Origin of the sequence: Streptococcus sp. 3109 (genome assembly GCF_013276905.1) — a bacterium.
In the GTDB taxonomy this organism is placed as follows: Bacteria; Bacillota; Bacilli; order Lactobacillales; family Streptococcaceae; genus Streptococcus.
The window spans coordinates 41,003-61,535 of sequence record NZ_VMLY01000017.1 but is presented as its reverse complement, the minus strand read 5'-3'; the positions used below and the strand labels follow the sequence as shown (position 1 = coordinate 61,535).

Annotated in this window: 16 protein-coding genes, 1 pseudogene and 1 other annotated feature; of the genes and pseudogenes, 16 read left to right on the top strand and 1 reads right to left on the bottom strand. The window is 37.3% G+C overall.

What is annotated here, in order from left to right:
• Positions 1 to 5 precede the first annotated feature (5 nt).
• From HT698_RS08550 to HT698_RS10395, 16 genes and pseudogenes are all read left to right on the top strand, one after another.
• On the top strand, positions 6 to 1,475 hold the full coding sequence (locus tag HT698_RS08550; protein ID WP_173219111.1) for an O-antigen polysaccharide polymerase Wzy family protein: 1,470 nt from the start codon (positions 6 to 8) through the stop codon (positions 1,473 to 1,475).
• Positions 1,468 to 2,502 carry a prephenate dehydratase gene (locus tag HT698_RS08545; RefSeq protein ID WP_173219108.1) on the top strand — a complete coding sequence of 345 codons (1,035 nt, stop codon included), beginning with the start codon at positions 1,468 to 1,470 and terminating at the stop codon, positions 2,500 to 2,502. The genes HT698_RS08550 and HT698_RS08545 overlap by 8 nt, the downstream gene beginning before the upstream one ends.
• 314 nt (positions 2,503 to 2,816) lie before the next feature.
• Complete coding sequence (gene mecA, locus HT698_RS08540) at positions 2,817 to 3,554, top strand: adaptor protein MecA (protein WP_000782687.1); 738 nt, start codon at positions 2,817 to 2,819, stop codon at positions 3,552 to 3,554.
• 150 nt (positions 3,555 to 3,704) lie between these two features.
• Positions 3,705 to 4,991 (top strand): homoserine dehydrogenase, encoded by a 1,287-nt coding sequence (locus HT698_RS08535; RefSeq protein WP_173219105.1) that lies wholly within the window; start codon positions 3,705 to 3,707, stop codon positions 4,989 to 4,991.
• Position 4,992: 1 nt separating this feature from the next.
• Complete coding sequence (gene thrB / locus HT698_RS08530; RefSeq protein WP_173219102.1) at positions 4,993 to 5,862, top strand: homoserine kinase; 870 nt, start codon at positions 4,993 to 4,995, stop codon at positions 5,860 to 5,862.
• Positions 5,863 to 6,120: 258 nt separating this feature from the next.
• Entirely contained in the window at positions 6,121 to 7,059 is a 939-nt protein-coding gene (msrB, locus tag HT698_RS08525; RefSeq protein WP_173219099.1) for a peptide-methionine (R)-S-oxide reductase MsrB, read from the top strand.
• A gap of 60 nt (positions 7,060 to 7,119) precedes the next feature.
• Entirely contained in the window at positions 7,120 to 8,844 is a 1,725-nt protein-coding gene (locus HT698_RS08520) for an ABC transporter ATP-binding protein (protein ID WP_173219096.1), read from the top strand.
• A gap of 1 nt (position 8,845) precedes the next feature.
• Positions 8,846 to 10,594, top strand: a complete 1,749-nt coding sequence (locus tag HT698_RS08515) for an ABC transporter ATP-binding protein (protein ID WP_112444054.1) — start codon at positions 8,846 to 8,848, stop codon at positions 10,592 to 10,594.
• A gap of 114 nt (positions 10,595 to 10,708) precedes the next feature.
• Positions 10,709 to 11,968, top strand: a complete 1,260-nt coding sequence (locus HT698_RS08510; RefSeq protein WP_173219093.1) for a TRZ/ATZ family protein — start codon at positions 10,709 to 10,711, stop codon at positions 11,966 to 11,968.
• A gap of 65 nt (positions 11,969 to 12,033) precedes the next feature.
• Positions 12,034 to 12,169 (top strand) — a sequence feature (ribosomal protein L10 leader region).
• A gap of 38 nt (positions 12,170 to 12,207) precedes the next feature.
• Positions 12,208 to 12,708, top strand: a complete 501-nt coding sequence (rplJ, locus tag HT698_RS08505) for a 50S ribosomal protein L10 (RefSeq protein WP_001287277.1) — start codon at positions 12,208 to 12,210, stop codon at positions 12,706 to 12,708.
• Between the two features lie 72 nt (positions 12,709 to 12,780).
• Positions 12,781 to 13,149: a 50S ribosomal protein L7/L12 gene (rplL, locus tag HT698_RS08500; protein ID WP_001196965.1), complete on the top strand. Its 369-nt coding sequence runs from the start codon at positions 12,781 to 12,783 to the stop codon at positions 13,147 to 13,149.
• A 573-nt stretch (positions 13,150 to 13,722) separates the two neighbouring features.
• Positions 13,723 to 13,950, top strand: coding sequence for a hypothetical protein (locus tag HT698_RS08495; RefSeq protein WP_050243459.1), 228 nt, complete (start codon positions 13,723 to 13,725; stop codon positions 13,948 to 13,950).
• Positions 13,951 to 14,102: 152 nt separating this feature from the next.
• Positions 14,103 to 14,579 carry a type II toxin-antitoxin system antitoxin PezA gene (pezA, locus tag HT698_RS08490; RefSeq protein WP_112445231.1) on the top strand — a complete coding sequence of 159 codons (477 nt, stop codon included), beginning with the start codon at positions 14,103 to 14,105 and terminating at the stop codon, positions 14,577 to 14,579.
• Complete coding sequence (pezT, locus tag HT698_RS08485) at positions 14,579 to 15,340, top strand: type II toxin-antitoxin system toxin PezT (RefSeq protein WP_173219090.1); 762 nt, start codon at positions 14,579 to 14,581, stop codon at positions 15,338 to 15,340. The genes pezA and pezT overlap by 1 nt, the downstream gene beginning before the upstream one ends.
• A gap of 27 nt (positions 15,341 to 15,367) precedes the next feature.
• Positions 15,368 to 17,866, top strand: coding sequence for a Spaf_1101 family AAA-like ATPase (locus HT698_RS10540; RefSeq protein WP_112445227.1), 2,499 nt, complete (start codon positions 15,368 to 15,370; stop codon positions 17,864 to 17,866).
• A gap of 88 nt (positions 17,867 to 17,954) precedes the next feature.
• A pseudogene (locus HT698_RS10395) lies at positions 17,955 to 19,226 on the top strand (SAG1250 family conjugative relaxase); the annotation flags it as partial.
• A gap of 44 nt (positions 19,227 to 19,270) precedes the next feature.
• Here HT698_RS10395 and HT698_RS08460 read toward each other — a convergent pair.
• On the bottom strand, positions 19,271 to 20,122 hold the full coding sequence (locus tag HT698_RS08460) for an Rgg/GadR/MutR family transcriptional regulator (protein ID WP_050243183.1): 852 nt from the start codon (positions 20,120 to 20,122) through the stop codon (positions 19,271 to 19,273).
• Between the last annotated feature and the right edge of the window lie 411 nt (positions 20,123 to 20,533).

Genomic DNA, 20,533 nt, shown 5'->3' with positions numbered 1-20,533 from the left:
AGCAAGTGATTGATGGAAAACGATTATTATTTAGTTTGACCATAGTCAGTTATGCCTTGACGCTAGTAAGTGGAATTGTGTATCTGTTTAATAATAACAATGTTAGCTTGCTTTCTACTTTATTGTTCTTACTGGTTAGTAGCTTAATTGCTTGTTGGAATGATATCAAGTATTACTTAATCCATTTTATTTTCTATTTAACCATTTTTGTTTTTCTGGTATCAAGGCCAACCATTGATTACTTTAGGGATGGAGCTTTGGATACCTATCATCCCATAGCCTATCGTTTTGCCTTTATAGTCGTCATGGTTTCGATTCTGGGCTTGACCACAGGAGGCGTACTGGCTCGTTACTTCATAGCTAGGAAGAAAATAAAAGTAGCAAATATAGGAAGTTCTCTAAAAGAGGTTTATATCAAGCGGTTACGCTTTGTTTCGCTAGGAGTTTTTCTTCTCACCTATCCTTTCTATTTCATTCGGTTATTTGAACGGCTCCTGTATCGCTTGCAGACGTCCTACTATGCCTACTATGCAAATTTTGAAAGTAAACTGCCTTATTTTACCTACATTTTATCTACCTTTACGGTCTACGCAATGTGTATGTATCTGGCAACCAAGCCAAAGAAATTGCAGGCAACAGCAGTGCTTGTCTCCTTTATTGCAGCTAATACTATTCATTTGGCAATCGGGACACGAAATCCCTTTATTTTAAGTATTTTATTTGCTTTTGTTTATTACTTTATGAGAGAGCAAACTGAAAAGGGAAAATGGATTGGGTTTAAAGAAAAGTTAGCGATTTTTGTGGGTTCTCCTATTCTCATGTTAGCGATGGGAGTGCTCAATTATGTACGGGATAATGTCCAAGTTTCCCATACAGGTTTCTGGGATATCCTGCTTGACTTTATCTATAAACAAGGAACCAGTTTTGGCGTTCTGGCTCGAGGTTTTCTATTTAACAGTAGCCTCCCTTACCGAGATTTCCGTAATTTTACTTTTGGTCCTGTCCTTGATTATTTTGCAAGGGGAAGCTTGGGGGCTATTTTCGGAGGAAAAGCCTTTGAACATACAACCAATAGTGTGGAGCTAGCTATTGATAGTAATAGTTATGCCCACAATTTGTCCTATCTTGTTTTGAACAAGGAATATTTGAAAGGACATGGTATCGGAAGTAGTTATATCATGGAGTTGTATACAGATTATGGTATGATAGGAGTCTTTCTACTTAGTCTCTTACTCGGTATGCTATTTATAGCCATGTTGCAAGTAGCCTATCGCTCTAGAACAATCTTATTTGCCTTGTCCTTACTCATCTTGAATAATCTATTCTTTATGCCAAGAAGTAGCTTTTCAGAAAGTTTCTTCAATCTATTTACAATGCAATTCTGGGGAATTGTTCTTGTGATTATATTTGTAGCAAAAATGCTTACAAAAGAGAACCAGTATCTACTAAACAAAGGAGAAAAAAATCATGTTTGAACATTATTCAGTAGCTGATTTGTTTGCAAATCTTTATAAAAAACGAAAAGTAAATATTTTAGCTCTTATCGCTTTATTTGCTCTCATTGCTGTACCATTTACAATTAAAGCAGTTAGGAATAAAAACACTGTCAAAGATACAACAAGTTATTCAACTTATCTTAGTTATAAAATCACTCCTCCAGAAGATTCAGCTAAAACGATTTTGAATCATCAAATTGGTGGTTATAGTGATTTTTATGGGAAATTGATTGATGGTAATTTGAATGGAGCTTATCTTTTCAATGATGTAGAACCCAGTGAGTTGAAAAAAATTGCCAGTGAATTAGACACGACAGAAACAACCTTGAAAAATTCAACGAATGACTATTGGTGGAAAAAATTGACCGTCTACTATATGATTGACGATGCAGGGGTTGGTGTGAAAATTTTGACACCAAGTAAAGATGTCAATGACTTGTTAGAGCGAAAAATTGATGGATTGATTGAGAAATTTAAACATGTCTATGCAAATGTAAAAATTGAAAAATTGGAAACCATCAACTCTAAAGAATTGAATGCAAATGGTGAAACAGCGCTTGGCTTAAATGTGAAAAATCTGATTCTTCGTTTAGCTGTTATTGGAGTGGTTTGTGTGATTTTGGTTGTGATGGGAAATGTATTGGTTTATCTCTTTAACCCAACAATCAATAGAGCAGGTGATTTTTCTCAGTATCAAATTGATTTTGTAACAGAGATTACAACAATTGCTAACCTAGCAGATGTTTTGTCATACAAAAACGCTGGACAGGAATTGACCATCGTTAGCTCAAATAAAGCTATCCTAGATAAATTGAAACAGAGTCAAGAAGCTTTAAAAGGAATGCATTTTGTCGATTTACAAGATGTGCCATCGCTTTTGGAAAGAGATACAGTCCTTCTTGTTGAAGAGTACGGAGTGACTCGTTATAAGAAATTTGAGCAAAGTCTTCAAATTCTCAGAAACTTAAATCGTTCTATCCTCGGTGTAGCAACCTTTAAATTATAAGGATTCTGATGCATCAGGTCTTCAAAGTTGGCTAAGAGCCGATTTTGAAGGCTTTTTCTATTTGTTAGCAGAAATTTTCTTTTATACTCAATGAAAATCAAAAATCAAACTAGGAAGCTAGCCGCAGGTTGCTCAAAACACTGTTTTGAGGTTGCAGATAGAGCTGACGTGGTTTGAAGAGATTTTCGAAGAGTATTATAGTCTTCTACAGAAGTTACCCTATGGAAAATCTATCCCGACAGAGGAGCCTTCTTTTGATAAAATCGTAAAAATCTAGTATAATAGATAGAACTGAAAGTATGAGGTTACTAGCAATGAAAATGAAACAAATTAGTGATACAACTTTGAAAATCACGATGTCTTTAGAGGATTTGATGGATCGAGGCATGGAGATTGCTGACTTTCTTGTTCCTCAAGAAAAAACAGAAGAGTTCTTTTATGCTATCTTGGATGAGTTAGAGATGCCTGATAGCTTTCTAGATACAGGTATGTTGAGCTTCCGTGTGACTCCAAAACCTGATAAGGTAGATGTCTTTGTAACCAAATCAAAGATTGACCAAAATCTAGATTTTGAAGACTTATCGGATTTACCAGATATGGAAGAATTGGCTCAAATGTCGCCAGATGAATTTATCAAAACCTTGGAAAAGAGCATTGCAGAAAAGACTAAAGATGATATTGAAGCGATTCAATCTTTAGAGCAAGTCGAAGCCAAGGAAGAAGAGCAGGAGCAAGCTGAACAAGAAGTTGAGAACAAGAAAGAGCCCTACATCTATTACATCCTTTCTTTTTCTAAGTTAGCTGATTTGGTGGCTTTTTCAAAGACAGTGACTTTTGAGATGGAAACTTCTGAACTCTACAAAATGAACGAGCGCTATTATTTGACCATTCTAGTGGATATTGAAAATCATCCAAGTCCATATCCAGCTTGGCTTTTGGCTCGTATGCGCGAGTTTGCGGACGATAGTGACATCAGTCGCTCGGTCTTGCAAGAGTATGGTCAAGTCTTGATGAATCACGATGCAGTACTTAATCTGCAAAAGATTGGATAATCCTTTCTGGAAAATTATTTCTAGATTTTAGGAAGAGCGAATCATCTGATTCGTTTTTTCTTTTTATACTGAAATAGTGATTTACTATAATAGGAATTTTCACAAAATTCTGTTATAATGGCTATATTAGAAAATTTCGAGGAGACAAACATGACAGTTAAAATTGCTTTACTAGGATTTGGTACCGTTGCAAGTGGCGTGCCTTTCCTCCTAAAGGAAAATGGAGAAAAAATCAATCAATCAGCACATTCAGATATCGAAGTTGCCAAGGTATTGGTCAAGGATGAAGATGAAAAGAATCGCTTGCTTGCAGCAGGGAATGACTTTAACTTTGTAACCAATGTAGATGATATTTTATCAGATCAAGACATTACGATCGTAGTGGAATTGATGGGACGTATCGAACCTGCTAAAACCTTTATCACTCGTGCCTTGGAGGCTGGCAAACACGTTGTTACTGCTAACAAGGACCTTTTGGCTGTCCATGGCGCAGAATTGTTAGAAATCGCTCAAGCTAACAAGGTAGCACTTTACTACGAAGCAGCGGTAGCTGGTGGTATTCCAATTCTTCGTACCTTGGCAAATTCCTTGGCTTCAGATAAAATCACGCGAGTGCTTGGAGTAGTCAACGGAACTTCTAACTTCATGATGACCAAAATGGTGGAAGAAGGCTGGTCATACGATGATGCTCTTGCGGAAGCGCAAAGACTTGGATTTGCAGAAAGTGACCCGACAAATGACGTAGATGGAATTGATGCAGCCTACAAGATGGTGATTTTGAGCCAATTTTCCTTTGGCATGAAGGTTGCATTTGACGATGTAGCCCACAAGGGAATTCGTAACATCACACCAGAAGATGTAGCTGTAGCCCAAGAACTTGGCTATGTAGTGAAATTGGTTGGTTCTATCGAGGAAACTCCTTCAGGAATTGCTGCAGAAGTGACTCCAACCTTCCTACCTAAAGCACACCCGCTTGCCAGTGTGAATGGGGTAATGAACGCTGTTTTTGTAGAATCTATCGGTATTGGTGAGTCTATGTACTACGGACCAGGTGCAGGCCAAAAACCAACTGCAACAAGTGTTGTGGCGGACATTGTCCGTATCGTTCGTCGCTTGAATGATGGTACCATTGGCAAAGACTTCAACGAATATAGCCGTGACTTGGTCTTGGCAAATCCAGAGGATGTCAAAGCAAATTACTACTTCTCAATCTTGGCACCAGACTCAAAAGGTCAGGTCTTGAAGTTGGCTGAAATCTTTAATGCCCAAGAAATTTCCTTTAAGCAAATTCTCCAAGATGGAAAAGATGGTGACAAGGCGCGTGTTGTGATCATCACACACAAGATTAATAAAGCCCAGCTTGAAAATGTCTCAGCTGAATTGAAGAAGGTTTCAGAATTCGACCTCTTGAATACCTTCAAGGTGCTAGGAGAATAAGATGAAGATTATTGTACCTGCAACCAGTGCCAATATCGGGCCAGGTTTTGACTCGGTCGGTGTAGCTGTAACCAAGTATCTTCAAATCGAGGTTTGCGAAGAACGAGAAGAGTGGCTGATTGAACACCAGATTGGCAAATGGATTCCTCATGACGAGCGTAATCTCTTGCTCAAAATTGCTTTGCAAATTGTACCAGATTTACAATCAAGACGTTTGAAAATGACTAGTGATGTTCCCTTGGCGCGTGGTTTGGGTTCTTCCAGCTCGGTTATTGTAGCTGGGATTGAACTAGCCAACCAATTGGGGCAACTCAACTTGTCAGACCATGAAAAATTGCAGTTGGCGACCAAGATTGAAGGACACCCTGATAATGTAGCTCCAGCCATTTATGGTAATCTCGTTATTGCAAGCTCAGTTGATGGACAAGTTTCTGCTATCGTAGCAGACTTCCCAGAGTGTGATTTCCTAGCCTACATTCCAAACTATGAATTGCGTACTCGAGACAGCCGTGGCGTCTTACCTAAGAAATTGTCTTACAAGGAAGCTGTTGCAGCTAGTTCTATCGCCAATGTGGCGGTTGCGGCCTTGTTGGCAGGAGACATGGTGACAGCTGGGCAAGCAATCGAGGGAGACCTCTTCCATGAACGCTATCGTCAGGACTTGGTGAGAGAATTTGCGACGATTAAGCAAGTAGCCAAAGAAAATGGTGCCTATGCAACCTATCTCTCTGGTGCCGGGCCGACAGTTATGATCTTGGCTTCTCATGGCAAGATGCCAACGATTAAGGCAGAATTGGAAAAGCAACCTTTCAAAGGCAAACTGCATGACTTGAAGGTTGATACCCAAGGTGTCCGTGTAGAAGCAAAATAAAGAATAGAAGATAGGATGGGGAAAGTCTCGACTAGGGGCCTTCCTATCCTTTTTTTGAAAAGAAGTTTATACTCAATGAAAATCAAAGAGCAAACTAGGAAACTAGCCGCAGGTTGCTCAAAACAGTGTTTTGAGGTTGTGGATAGAACTGACGAAGTTAGCTCAAAATACTGTTTTGAGGTTGCAGATGTAAGGTGACGTGGTTTGAAGAGATTTTCGAAGAGTATTAGTTAAAAACTTGATAAAGGAGAAATAAAGATGACAGAAATTTATCTAGCAGGCGGTTGTTTTTGGGGCCTAGAGGAATATTTTTCACGCATTTCTGGAGTGCTAGCAACCAGTGTTGGCTACGCTAATGGGCAAGTCGAAACGACCAATTACCAGTTGCTCAAGGAAACAGACCATGCAGAAACGGTTCAAGTGATTTACGATGAGAAGGAAGTAGCATTCAGAGAGATTTTACTTTATTATTTCCGTGTCATCGACCCTTTATCCATCAATCAACAAGGGAATGACCGTGGACGTCAGTATCGGACCGGTATATATTACCAGGATGAAGCAGACTTGCCAGCTATCTACACAGTGGTGCAGGAGCAGGAGCGCATGCTTGGTCGAAAGATTGCAGTGGAAGTGGAGAAACTACGTCATTACATTCTAGCTGAAGATTACCACCAAGACTATCTTAAGAAAAATCCTTCAGGTTATTGTCATATCGATGTGACTGATGCTGAGAAGCCATTGATTGATGCCTCTAACTATGAAAAGCCTAGTCAAGAGATGTTAAAGGAAAGTTTATCAGAAGAATCCTATCGTGTTACCCAAGAAGCTGCTACAGAGGCTCCATTTACCAATGCCTATGACCAAACCTTTGAAGAAGGGATTTATGTAGACATCACGACGGGTGAGCCACTCTTTTTCGCCAAGGATAAGTTTGCCTCAGGATGTGGTTGGCCAAGTTTTAGCCGTCCGATTTCCAAGGAATTGATTCATTATTACAAGGACATGAGCCATGGAATGGAGCGAATCGAGGTTCGTTCTCGGTCAGGCAATGCTCACTTGGGTCATGTTTTCACAGATGGCCCTCGGGAGTTAGGTGGCCTCCGTTACTGTATCAACTCTGCCTCTCTGCGCTTTGTGGCCAAGGATGAGATGGAAGAGGAAGGATATAGTTATCTATTGCCTTACTTAAACAAATAAAACAGAGATGGTGGGCGCTTCCCACTTTCTTCATTTCTAGAATACGAATAGAAGGGATTTATGAAACACTTATTATCTTACTTCAAACCCTACATTAAGGAATCGATTTTAGCCCCTCTGTTCAAGCTGTTAGAAGCTGTGTTTGAGCTCTTGGTTCCCATGGTGATTGCTGGGATTGTTGACCAATCCTTGCCTCAGAGAAATCAAGGGCATCTCTGGATGCAGATTGGCCTGCTCCTTATATTTGCAGTGATTGGCGTTTTAGTGGCCTTGATAGCTCAATTTTACTCAGCAAAGGCAGCAGTAGGTTTTGCCAAGGAATTGACAAACGATCTTTATCGTCATATTCTTTCCTTGCCCAAGGATAGTAGAGATCGTCTGACCACTTCTAGCTTGGTGACTCGCTTGACTTCAGATACCTACCAGATTCAGACTGGTATCAATCAATTCCTGCGTCTCTTTTTGCGAGCGCCTATTATCGTTTTTGGGGCAATCTTTATGGCCTATCGCATCTCAGCTGAGCTGACTTTCTGGTTCTTGGTCATGGTTGTCATTTTGACCATCGTCATTGTAGGACTCTCTAGACTGGTTAATCCTCTCTACAGTAGTCTTAGAAAGAAAACGGACCAACTGGTTCAGGAAACACGCCAGCAATTACAAGGGATGCGGGTTATTCGTGCTTTTGGTCAAGAAAAACGAGAGTTACAAATTTTTCAAACCCTTAACCAAGTCTATGCTAGATTACAAGAAAAGACAGGTTTCTGGTCTAGTTTATTAACACCTCTGACCTATCTGATTGTTAATGGAACTCTTCTCGTTATTATCTGGCAAGGCTATATTTCTATTCAAGGAGGATTGCTAAGTCAAGGTGCTCTCATTGCCCTTATTAATTATCTCCTACAGATCTTGGTGGAATTGGTCAAGCTCGCCATGCTGATCAATTCTCTAAACCAGTCTTACATCTCTGCTAAGCGAATCGAGGAAGTCTTTGCTGAAGCTCCAGAGGATATCCATTCAGAATTAGAGAAAAAGCAAGTTACCAGTGATCAGATTATACAAGTTCAAGAACTGACCTTTACCTATCCTGATGCGGCCCAGCCTTCTTTGAGAGACATTTCCTTTGATATGCAGCAAGGGCAAATCCTTGGTATTATTGGGGGAACAGGTTCTGGTAAATCAAGCTTAGTACAACTCATCCTTGGACTTTATCCAGCAGACAAGGGGAGCATAGACCTTTATCGAGATGGATTTAGTCCTCGTAATCTTGAGCAGTGGCGGTCTTGGATTGCCTATGTGCCCCAAAAAGTCGAACTCTTTAAGGGAACTATTCGTTCCAACTTGACTCTAGGTTTCAATCAAGAAGTAAGAGACCAAGAACTCTGGCAAGCCTTGGAAATCGCGCAAGCCAAGGATTTTGTCAGTGAAAAGGAAGGACTCTTGGATGCCCTAGTTGAGGCAGGAGGTCGAAATTTCTCAGGTGGACAAAAACAACGGTTGTCTATCGCACGAGCAGTCTTGCACCAGGCACCGTTTCTCATCTTAGATGATGCTACCTCGGCACTGGACACTATCACTGAGTCCAAACTCTTGAAAGCTATTCGAGAAAATTTGCCAAATACGAACTTAATTTTGATTTCTCAACGAACATCGACTTTACAGATGGCAGACCAGATTCTCCTCTTAGAAAAAGGTGATCTCCTAGCTATCGGCAAGCACGAGGACTTGATGAAATCTAGTCAAGTCTATCGTGAAATCAATGCATCCCAACATGGAAAGGAGGACTAGCATGAGACGACAAACTGCAAACCAGACTCTCAAACGTTTGGCCAAAGATTTAGCAAGCCATCCCTTCCTCCTTTTTCTAGCCTTTCTAGGAACTATTGCCCAAGTTGGTTTATCAATTTACCTACCTATTCTGATTGGGCAGGTCATCGACCAAGTCCTAGTGGCTGGTTCTTCACCAGTTTTTTGGCAGATCTTTATTCAAATGATCTTGGTGGTCATAGGAAATACCCTTGTGCAGTGGGCCAATCCTCTCCTCTATAATCGCCTAATTTTCTCTTATACCAGAGACTTACGAGAGCGAATCATCCATAAGCTCCATCGTTTACCGATTGCCTTTGTGGATCGGCAAGGCAGTGGGGAGATGGTCAGTCGGGTGACAACAGACATAGAACAGTTGGCAGCTGGCTTGATCATGATCTTTAACCAATTCTTCATTGGTGTCTTGATGATTTTAGTCAGCATTCTAGCCATGATTCAAATTCATCTCCTCATGACTCTTTTGGTCTTGCTGTTGACGCCACTGTCTATGGTAATCTCACGCTTTATTGCCAAACGCTCCTATCATCACTTCCAAAAGCAAACAGAGACGAGGGGAATTCAGACTCAGTTGATTGAAGAATCGTTGAGCCAGCAGACCATTATCCAGTCCTTTAATGCTCAAGAAGATTTTATCCAAAGACTGCACGAGGCGAATGCCAACTATGCAGGTTATTCGCAGTCAGCTATCTTTTATTCTTCAACGGTCAATCCTTCGACTCGCTTTGTCAATGCGCTTATTTATGCCCTTCTAGCTGGAGTGGGAGCTTATCGTATCATGATGGGTTCCACCTTGACCATTGGGCGTTTAGTGACTTTTTTGAACTATGTTCAACAGTACACCAAGCCTTTTAACGATATTTCTTCAGTGCTAGCTGAGTTGCAAAGTGCTCTGGCTTGTGCAGAGCGCGTCTATGCTGTCTTAGAAAGTCCTGAGGTTGCTGAAACAGGCAAGGAAGTCTTGACCAGTGACCAAGTTAAGGGAGCTATTTCCTTTAAACATGTCTCTTTTGGTTACCATCCTGAAAAGATTTTGATTAAGGACTTATCTATCGCTATTCCAGCTGGTAGCAAGGTTGCCATTGTTGGTCCGACAGGTGCTGGCAAATCAACCCTTATCAATCTCCTCATGCGTTTTTATCCCATTAATTCAGGAGATATCTTGCTGGATGGGAAATCCATTTATGACTATAGTCGTGCCTCTTTACGCCAGCAGTTTGGCATGGTGCTCCAAGAAACCTGGCTCAAGCAAGGGACTATTCATGACAATATTGCCTTTGGAAATCCTAAAGCCAGTAGGGAGCAGGTGATTACTGCTGCCAAAGCAGCCAATGCGGACTTTTTCATCCAACAGTTGCCACAGGGATACGATACCAAGTTGGAAAATGCAGGAGAATCTCTCTCTGTTGGGCAAGCCCAGCTCCTGACCATCGCCCGAGTCTTTCTGGCTATTCCAAAGATTCTTATCTTAGACGAAGCAACTTCATCCATCGATACGCGGACAGAAGTGCTGGTACAGGATGCCTTTGCTAAACTCATGAAGGGGCGTACAAGCTTTATCATTGCTCACCGTTTGTCAACTATTCAGGATGCAGATTTGATTCTTGTCTTGGTGGATGGCGATATTGTGGAGCATGGCAATCATCAGGACCTCATGGCTAGAAAAGGCAAGTATTACCAAATGCAGCAAGCTGCAGCTTTTAGCTCTGAATAAGCCATTCTCTTTTGAAAGTTTATGGACGAAAAAAGTTGCCTTCGGGTGACTTTTTTGTTACAATAGCTAGAAAAATTGTTCACTGTAAATTGTCTTTTAGAAAAGGAGCCTAGAATGAAAGTCTTTCATCATGTAAATATCGTGACTTGTGACAAAGATTTCCATGTTTATCTAGATGGAATCTTAGCTGTTAAGGATTCTCAAATAGTCTATGTCGGTCAAGAGCAGTCAGAGATTTTAGAGCAAGCTGAGCAGATTATAGACTATCAGGGGGCCTGGATTATGCCTGGTTTGGTCAATTGTCACACCCATTCTGCTATGACAGGATTGAGAGGAATTCGAGATGATAGCAATCTCCATGAATGGCTTAATGACTATATCTGGCCAGCAGAAGCAGGATTTACTCCCGACATGACTACAAGAGCGGTTAAAGAAGCTATGATAGAGATGCTCCAGTCGGGAACAACAACCTTTAACGATATGTATAATCCCAATGGTGTGGATATTGAACGGATTTATCAGGCAGTGAAAACTTCCAAGATGCGTTGTTATTTCTCACCGACTCTTTTTTCTTCAGAGGCAGAGACAACTGCTGAGACCATAAGCAGAACTCGAGCAATCATTGAGGAAATTATTGGATATAAAAATCCAAATTTCAAGGTGATGGTAGCCCCACATTCTCCCTACAGCTGTGATAGAGACTTGCTGGAAGAAAGTTTAGACATGGCAAAAGAGCTTGCTATTCCAATCCATATCCACGTGGCGGAGACCAAGGAGGAGTCAGGAATTATCCTGAAACGATACGGCAAACGCCCCCTCGCCTTTCTTGAAGAACTGGGTTACTTAGATCATCCGTCTGTCTTTGCTCACGGGGTCGAATTAAACGAGAGAGAAATTGAACGCTTGGCAACTTCTCAAGTGTCTATTGCCCACAATCCTATTAGTAACCTCAAACTGGCATCAGGGATTGCTCCTATCATTCAACTGCAAAAAGCAGGAGTAGCAGTCGGAATTGCGACGGATTCGGTTGCCTCCAATAACAATCTAGATATGTTTGAGGAAGGACGGACTGCAGCCCTTCTTCAGAAGATGAAAAGTGGGGATGCCAGCCAATTCCCTATTGAAACAGCTCTCAAGGCACTAACAATCGAAGGGGCTAAGGTCCTAGGAATGGAAAATCAGATAGGAAGTCTAGAAGTCGGCAAGAAGGCAGATTTTCTCGTTATTCAACCACAAGGCAAAATTCATCTCCAACCTCAGGAAAATATGCTTTCTCACCTCGTCTATGCTGTTAAATCCAGTGACGTTGATGATGTTTATATCGCTGGAGAACAGGTTGTTAAGCAAGGCCAAGTCCTAACAGTAGAACTTTAAAAGAAAAATCACGAAAAAAGTTTGCAAAAGTCTTGCATTCTTTTTTTGACTATGCTATACTTATATACGGTTTGAAAAAACTGCCTAAGACAGTAGGGGAGTTCGACTCATAAATATCCTACCGAGGACAAAACGTATCATGTAAAAAGAAGCGTATTGTACTTTCGTGTCTAGGTTTGGGCGCGTTTTTCTTTTGAAAAATTTCCCCAAGCAAAATAATAACGGAGGTGAACACACTAATGAGTGAAGCAATTATTGCTAAAAAAGCGGAACTAGTTGACGTAGTAGCTGAAAAAATGAAAGCTGCTGCATCTATCGTCGTTGTAGACGCTCGTGGTTTGACAGTTGAGCAAGATACAGTTCTTCGTCGTGAGCTTCGTGGAAGCGAAGTTGAGTATAAAGTGATTAAAAACTCAATCTTGCGTCGTGCAGCTGAAAAAGCTGGTCTTGAAGATCTTGCATCTGTATTTGTTGGACCATCTGCAGTAGCATTTTCTAACGAAGATGTTATCGCACCAGCGAAAATCTTGAACGACTTTTCTAAAAACGCTGAAGCACTTGAAATCAAAGGTGGTGCAATCGAAGGCGCTGTCGCATCTAAAGAAGAGATTCTTGCTCTTGCAACTCTTCCAAACCGCGAAGGACTTCTTTCTATGCTCCTTTCTGTACTTCAAGCGCCAGTGCGCAACGTTGCTCTTGCAGTCAAAGCGGTTGCAGACAACAAAGAAGACGCAGCTTAATCTTAAGCTACGCAGCGTAGCCTAGCTACGAAAATCTATTATAAATTTAAAACATATTTGGAGGAAATAACAATGGCATTGAACATTGAAAACATTATTGCTGAAATTAAAGAAGCTTCAATCCTTGAATTGAACGACCTTGTAAAAGCTATCGAAGAAGAATTTGGTGTAACTGCAGCTGCTCCTGTAGCTGTTGCTGCAGCTGGTGCTGCTGACGCTGGTGCTGCTAAAGATTCATTCGACGTTGAACTGACATCTGCAGGCGACAAAAAAGTTGGCGTTATCAAAGTTGTACGTGAAATCACAGGTCTTGGACTTAAAGAAGCTAAAGAACTTGTTGACGGTGCACCAGCACTTGTTAAAGAAGGCGTTGCAACTGCAGAAGCTGAAGAAATCAAAGCTAAATTGGAAGAAGCTGGAGCTTCAGTTACTCTTAAATAAGAGGCATATACCAATTAGAATTCGGGATACTATAGTATCAGCCTTTTAGAATCGTGAACACATTTTAGAAACTGATAAATTAATTTAGTTTCCTACCAAAAACCCTACCAAAAATTAATTTGGCAGGGTTTTTCTTTTTAATAAAATTATTTTGGAGAACAGGGTTCGTTTTAAATGACCAGAAGTAAGCTATGTATAGATTCGAATTATAGTAGAATTTCGTATTTCAAATTTTGTAGAAATTTTTAAGACCCCTGACTATCGTTGTCACTATTTTGCAAAACATAAAAAATCAGAGTCAGATTTAGATTTTGCGGAATTTGTCTTTCAAAATCGGGGAAATCCAGATGAATTACAACACCAATTTGGTTTTATCTATGGTGTTCAGACTGATGACAATCCACCCCAAGCTTTAGCTCGTTTTCGTCAGAATGAAATTACAAAAGAAGAAATGCTTGCTGAGTTTAGAAACCCCTATTCTTTTAAATAATTATCCATTCACAACCAATCTTTTTGTGATATAATGAAAATAGAGAAGGTTTATCAATCAAAAACAGGAGAGGAGTTACAAAAATGGCAGTAGTATCATTGGAAAATAATATTAAACTATATAGTTCAGAATTATTTCAAGCACTATTAAAAGCCTCCAATTATAAATTGGATGAGCGTATTGCTCAGACTGTTACAGAAGTCTATGCTCGTAATCTAGATTATTCTGATCCTGAACGGATGCATGTTGGTGTAACTTCTGTTGCTAACAATTTGCTTACAAAAATTAAACAAGAGTATTTTAATGTATAGTATTTTGAAAAGCCACCGAAAAAGGAATTACTCTTTAAGGTGGCTTTTATAGAAGTAAAGTTTAGGCTAGAAAAACAAGAAATAACGCACCATTTTTGGTGCGTTTTGCTTTTTTATGCTATAATGGATTTATAAAAATAAAGGAGTTTGCCATGATTGGAAAGAACATAAAATCCTTACGTAAAACACATGACTTAACACAACCCGAATTTGCCCAAATTATAGGAATTTCTCGCAATAGCTTGAGTCGTTATGAAAATGGAACTAGTCCAGTCTCTACGGAACTAATAGATATCATTTGTCAGAAGTTTAATGTATCTTATGTTGATATCGTAGGAGAAGACAAAATGCTCAATCCTGTTGAAGATTATGAATTGACTTTAAAAATTGAAATTGTGAAAGAACGAGGTGCTAATCTATTATCTCGACTCTATCGTTATCAAGATAGTCAGGGAATTAGCATTGATGATGAATCTAATCCTTGGATTTTAATGAGTGATGATCTATCTGACTTGATTCATACGAATATCTATTTAGTAGAAACTTTTGATGAAATAGAGAGATATATCGGTTATTTGGATGGAATTGAACGTATGTTAGAGATATCTGAAAAACGGATGGTAGCCTAATGGAAATCCAAGATTATACCGATAGTGAATTCAAACATGCTTTGGCACGGAATCTTCGTTCTCTGACAAGAGGAAAAAAGTTCAGTAAGCAACCTATAGCGATTTTGCTTGGAGGGCAAAGTGGTGCTGGCAAGACTACAATTCATCGTATTAAACAGAAAGAATTTCAAGGAAATATTGTTATCATAGATGGCGATAGTTTTCGTTCTCAGCATCCACACTATTTAGAACTGCAGCAAGAATATGGCAAAGATAGCGTTGAATACACCAAGGATTTTGCAGGGAAAATGGTAGAGTCTTTAGTAACCGAATTGAGTCATTTGGGATACAATCTTTTGATTGAGGGAACTTTACGAACGATAGATGTTCCAAAGAAAACAGCACAACTCTTGAAAAGTGAGGGATATGAAGTACAATTAGCCTTAATTGCGACAAAGCCCAAATTGTCCTATCTGAGCCCCCTTATCCGATACGAAGAACTGTACGCTGTCAATCCAAATCAAGCACGCGCAACTCCAAAAGAACATCATGATTTCATTGTAAATCATCTAGTTGATAATACACGACAATTGGAAGAACTGGCTATCTTTGAAAGAATTCAAATTTATCAACGAGATAGAAGTTGTGTATATGATTCAGGAGAAGATAAAACTTCAGCAGCAGAAGTGCTACAAGAATGCCTCTTCGGAAAATGGAGCAAGGTAGAGAAAGAGATGTTGAAGGTGGGGGAAAAGAGACTTAATGAATTACTTGAAAAATAAACAATTGATATTTTTAGGAGAGTAGAAGTGAGAGGATTTAATAACAAGATAAAGTTTGTTTATCAAGAACTAACAAATTCCAAAGAGAAATTCGGTAGCTTTCACAAGACTTTAATTCATTTGCATACACCTGCTTCTTATGATTACAAGCTATTTTCTAATTGGACTGCAACGAAATATAGAAAAATTACTGAAGATGAACTATATGATATATTTTTTGAAAATAAGAAAATAAAAGTTGATAAGACAATTTTTTTTAGTAATTTTGATAAGGTTGTTTTTTCTAGTTCAAAAGAATATATTAGTTTTCTTATGTTAGCAGAGGCAATCATAAAAAATGGAATAGAAATAGTTGTAGTAACTGATCATAATACTACCAAAGGTATTAAAAAGTTACAAATGGCAGTCTCAATCATAATGAAAAATTATCCGATTTATGATATACATCCTCATATTTTACATGGAGTAGAAATTAGTGCAGCAGATAAATTGCATATTGTATGTATATATGATTATGAACAAGAGTCATGGGTTAATCAATGGTTAAGTGAAAATATTATAAGTGAGAAAGATGGAAGTTATCAACATTCACTGACTATCATGAAAGATTTCAATAATCAAAAAATAGTTAATTATATTGCTCATTTCAATAGTTATAACATTTTGAAAAAAGGTTCTCACTTATCAGGTGCATATAAACGAAAAATTTTTTCTAAAGAAAACACACGATTTATTGGTGTTAAAAATATAAATTCTGTTGAAGGTTCTAGAAAAAAACTATTAACAGATTTTAATTGTGAGCCCAATTTTCTATTAGATAATGATTCTCACGAAATTGATTCACTCGGGAAGAACAATCTGTGGTTGAAAGGTGGAAAAATTTCTTTCAAGATGTTTCAAGAAGCATTGTTTGATTATAATGTATCAGTTAGTTTATGTGAGCCAAGCTTTAAACAAAAGTCCTATATAAAAGGATTATATATAGAAAATCGTGGGGAAAATAGAAGTTTTCTTGCAGGTGATAAGTTAAAAAAAGATAAAGACTTCTTTTTAACATTTTCACCATCTATGAATTGTTTAATTGGAGGGAGAGGTACAGGTAAAAGCACATTAATTGATATGTTACAATTTGTACTTTCTCAAGATTGTGATAAGCAAAGCAAATTGGAATTTCTATGTAACCATGCAAATGCTTTTGTACTCTATGTTTTAGAAGAAACTGAATATATTATTGAAGTTAGTTTGCCAGATGTCAAACAAGAAAATAAGGATAATATTTTACAATATTATGGGCAAAATCGAGAGAATAGGTTTGGCTATTCTTATATATTTAATTCTGACTCTATTAAAGAATGGACACGGTCTCAGTACACAAAAGTTTATAAAGTTGAAGGTAACCATTTTAAATTAGTTGATAAAACTAGAATTTTAGAGAAAATGTTTGATAGGAGATATTCTGTTAATGAGTTAGTTAAAACAGCTGACGGTGAAAAAATTACAGAATTTATTTCTAATTTAATGATTAAAAATAAAAAATTACCGAGACCAGACTATGGGCTAAGAACTCAGACACTCGAATCGTTTGAAGCAAAATTAAAGGAACTTGATGAATATTTAAAACAGCGGAAGCAATTAATACTCGAAATTATTGAGGATTTTAATGAAACTCAGATTGGTAAGTTAAGAATTTGTTATGAGCAAATTGATAGATGGGAAGAACCGCATTTCGAAAATTATCTTTTCAAGAATAATCGTTCTTCGTTTGATAATTATAGAATTAGTATGCAAGATGTAGCAGACGTTTTATATCTTATCTATCGGGAATTAGGATTGAAAGAATTTGTTAAAGTCATTGTAAGACAAAATATCCCTAATAAGTATTTTATGCTTTTAAAAAGTATCTCTGAAGATAATTTTGCAAAACAAGAAAATAATTGGAGAGATAAATCTGAAATTAATGAATACAACATTACGCATTTAAAAAAGAGTATCTACTCTTTAATTGAAAATAGTAGTTTATTAAATGAGTTTAAAAGAGTTTTAAAAGAGCATGTAGCTAATGAAAGGTTATTTTTGGAGTTTAATATTAACTCGAAAGAATCTTCGCACCAACTTGATATTGTCTATAAAGAAGTTGGTGTATTAAGTTTGGGACAAAAAGTTGTAGCCATGCTTGATTTTTTATTAGCATATAGTGATTATTCTAAAGACTTCAGACCATTGATTATTGATCAGCCTGAAGACAATCTAGACAATCGTTATATTTACAGGCATTTAGTTCAGCAGTTTAGAGATGTGAAAGCTCAACGTCAAATTATTTTAGCAACACATAATGCTACAATTGTAACAAATTCTATGACAGATCAAGTTGTTATTATGGAGTCAGATGGAGTTAACGGATGGATTGAATCACAGGGATATGTTAGTGAAAAATATATAAAAAATCATATCATCAATCAATTAGAGGGAGGAAAAGATTCCTTCAAGCATAAAATGTCTATATATGAGACGGCTTTATCAGAGTAGAGTCAGAAAAAGTAGGTTAGAAATTTAGCCTACTTTTTTCTTTGTCCGACAGGCATAGTGTACATCTGAGGTACAAGTCCTCTGTGGATATTTGTTGCAGCAATCTAAATCGTTTGATGATTTTTTAGAGAAAGCAAAGCAGTTGTATGTTCAGATTGATTTTAGTCAAAAGCATAGCCGTTTTTTGATGACAGATAGAACGATGATAAAACCAATTCGAGGACGCCAACTCAGCAAACGAGATTTATATGATGAAGAATTTTTTAGAATACATTTTGCCAAACAAGAGATTGAAAGTCGTTTAGAATTTTTGTTGAACCGTGTCAATTCTTTAGAAGATTTAATAACAAAAGCAAAAGAATTGAATCTAACCATTGACTTAAAACAAAAAAATGTAACTTTTATCCTGGAAGAAGATAATCAAAAGATAAGCCTGAATCATAAAAAAATTAGCGATAAGAAATTGTACGATGTTCAATTTTTTAATCGTTATTTTGAAGATAGAGAAGTTAGAGATATTCAAGCATTAGAAAATCTTCAGGAAGATTTTCAGACTTTTCGAGAGGAGCAGCATAAGGAGAAAGTCTCCGCTGAAGAAATCGAGGAAGCCTTCAAGAAATACAAGGAAAAACGAGATGCTATCCATGAGTTTGAGATTGAACTTACGGATAATCAGATAGAGAAGTTGGTTGATGATGGTATCTATATCCGGGTTTCGTTTGGTATTAAACAGAGTGGACTCATCTTTATTCCTAACTACCAGCTAGATATTTTTGAGGAAGACAATCAGAAAAAATATAAAGTCTACATTCGAGAAACGTCTTTTTACTTTGTCTATAATAAAGAAAACAAGGATAATAATTGTTTCATCAAGGGTAGGACTTTAATCAGATAATTGAGCAACGATAGCCAAAAACTCCCATATAGACGACCAACTTTAAAAAGTCTTTAAGACAAGATTTCTGAAATTAATCTTATGATTGAACTATCTAACACGAACAAACAATACCAAGAAATCAAAGATGAGCTTGTATTAGAAATTGCAGAGATTGATATGAAGCTAGAAGAAACCCAAGAAAAAATCGCCACCTTAAACAAGATGGTGGAAGTCCTTATCAATTTGAAGAGTGAAGATCATGAGACTAGAAAATTAGCTAAGTATGATTTTGCCCAAATGAACATGACGGAATCAATAACGTTAGATCGACTCAATACAGATATTTTAAAATTACAACAGGAACTTGGTAATGAAATTAATGAATATGAGGAGATAGCTAGAAGACAGGATTCGTTTGTGAAAATTATTAATACCAATAAATTTACAGTCCTAAAATTTCACGAGAATGCTTTACTAGAATAATAGTATTTACGACTAATTCGTTAAAATATAGAGAATAATTTCATTTATTTTTTATTTACTAGTTTATTAAAATGATCAGTATGGTGTAATCTTAACTTGTCTTCTCTTAAAATATCGAGAACTTGTATGGCCTGTTTCATTTTTTCAATTCCACTACTTAATTGGCGTTTAAATTCATAGTATCCAGTTGCATAGAGAAAAACTGTCTGTTCATAGAAGTTAAATTCATTATCTAATAATGTTTTTATCTCACTAATTAAATAGGAACAATTAGAAAATTTTTCCTCATCTATACTAAGAATTAAACAATTTATAGCAAGTTGAGTGACCATTCGTTTATTGGTTTTATTCAGAGAAGAGTAGATATAATTCTTTAACAATTCCTTTGTCAATAAGAAGTAGGAATTGTAGTTAATTGTTCGTGCACAGTTACCAAATATAATAATCTCATAGTAACCCCATTTTTCGACTTTAAAAAGATAGTCTGTCAGTTGAAGTAGTTCTTCATCTGATGGAATGATCCTCGAATCCATTGTGTGCAGAATGGATTTTACCATAGTTTTCTCTAAAGGATCTAGAGTGTAATTTGTAGTGTCAGATAGTAGGCACGCTATATTATCAATACTTTGTGATGAGTATTGTTTACGAATATATTGAACTAGGTTAGCAAATGATTCACTATTGGTGTAGTCATCATCGTGTAAAATAAGAAACTCATCTAGGGTAACGTGCAACTTGTCTAAAATATTGATTAGTCTAATACATGAGATTTCTGATTCTCCACGTTCGAATCGAGATATTTGAGATTTAGAAAGATGCTCGTCAGCAACAGAACATAAACTGATTTGTTTTCCTTTACGAACTTTTCTGAGTGTGATACCAAGTTTTGATTTCATAATTTTCCCGTTTTCCCAACAAAAAAGTAATTGATTCTTATTTATTGTACAATAAATAAAAACTGAAAGGAAGTCTAAATATGAAGAAAATTTTAAAAAATTCCCCAATTTTATTGTTGGTAATGGATATTATTATTGTCGGTGGATAAAATGTTTAGGTGTACACCTAAGAGTCTGGGACAAAAAGATTTTGATTTTAGGAATTCTTGATTATAAATTTTAAAAATCGATAGATTAGACAAAAAAGCGAATAAGACAGAATTCTGAGTGTCAGATAACTCGTTTTGTTAGCTTTTTATATTTAAGGTTAGACTTTTGTCCCAGACTCTTAGTACTGGTTGGAGGATACGATGAAAGATAGTATGGTTAATTATTGGTTAAATTATTTTCCGGAGTATAGTTTAGAAACGT

Bases quoted from the DNA above. Each gene is read 5' to 3' on its own strand.
- msrB (WP_173219099.1), top strand. From the start codon at position 6,121: ATGACAGAAATTTATCTAGCAGGCGGTTGTTTTTGGGGCCTAGAGGAA.
- HT698_RS08535 (WP_173219105.1), top strand. From the start codon at position 3,705: ATGACAGTTAAAATTGCTTTACTAGGATTTGGTACCGTTGCAAGTGGC.
- thrB (WP_173219102.1), top strand. From the start codon at position 4,993: ATGAAGATTATTGTACCTGCAACCAGTGCCAATATCGGGCCAGGTTTT.
- HT698_RS08495 (WP_050243459.1), top strand. From the start codon at position 13,723: ATGGCAGTAGTATCATTGGAAAATAATATTAAACTATATAGTTCAGAA.
- mecA (WP_000782687.1), top strand. From the start codon at position 2,817: ATGAAAATGAAACAAATTAGTGATACAACTTTGAAAATCACGATGTCT.
- HT698_RS08520 (WP_173219096.1), top strand. From the start codon at position 7,120: ATGAAACACTTATTATCTTACTTCAAACCCTACATTAAGGAATCGATT.
- pezT (WP_173219090.1), top strand. From the start codon at position 14,579: ATGGAAATCCAAGATTATACCGATAGTGAATTCAAACATGCTTTGGCA.
- HT698_RS08545 (WP_173219108.1), top strand. From the start codon at position 1,468: ATGTTTGAACATTATTCAGTAGCTGATTTGTTTGCAAATCTTTATAAA.
- HT698_RS08460 (WP_050243183.1), bottom strand. From the start codon at position 20,122: ATGAAATCAAAACTTGGTATCACACTCAGAAAAGTTCGTAAAGGAAAA.
- HT698_RS08510 (WP_173219093.1), top strand. From the start codon at position 10,709: ATGAAAGTCTTTCATCATGTAAATATCGTGACTTGTGACAAAGATTTC.
- pezA (WP_112445231.1), top strand. From the start codon at position 14,103: ATGATTGGAAAGAACATAAAATCCTTACGTAAAACACATGACTTAACA.
- HT698_RS08515 (WP_112444054.1), top strand. From the start codon at position 8,846: ATGAGACGACAAACTGCAAACCAGACTCTCAAACGTTTGGCCAAAGAT.
- rplL (WP_001196965.1), top strand. From the start codon at position 12,781: ATGGCATTGAACATTGAAAACATTATTGCTGAAATTAAAGAAGCTTCA.
- rplJ (WP_001287277.1), top strand. From the start codon at position 12,208: ATGAGTGAAGCAATTATTGCTAAAAAAGCGGAACTAGTTGACGTAGTA.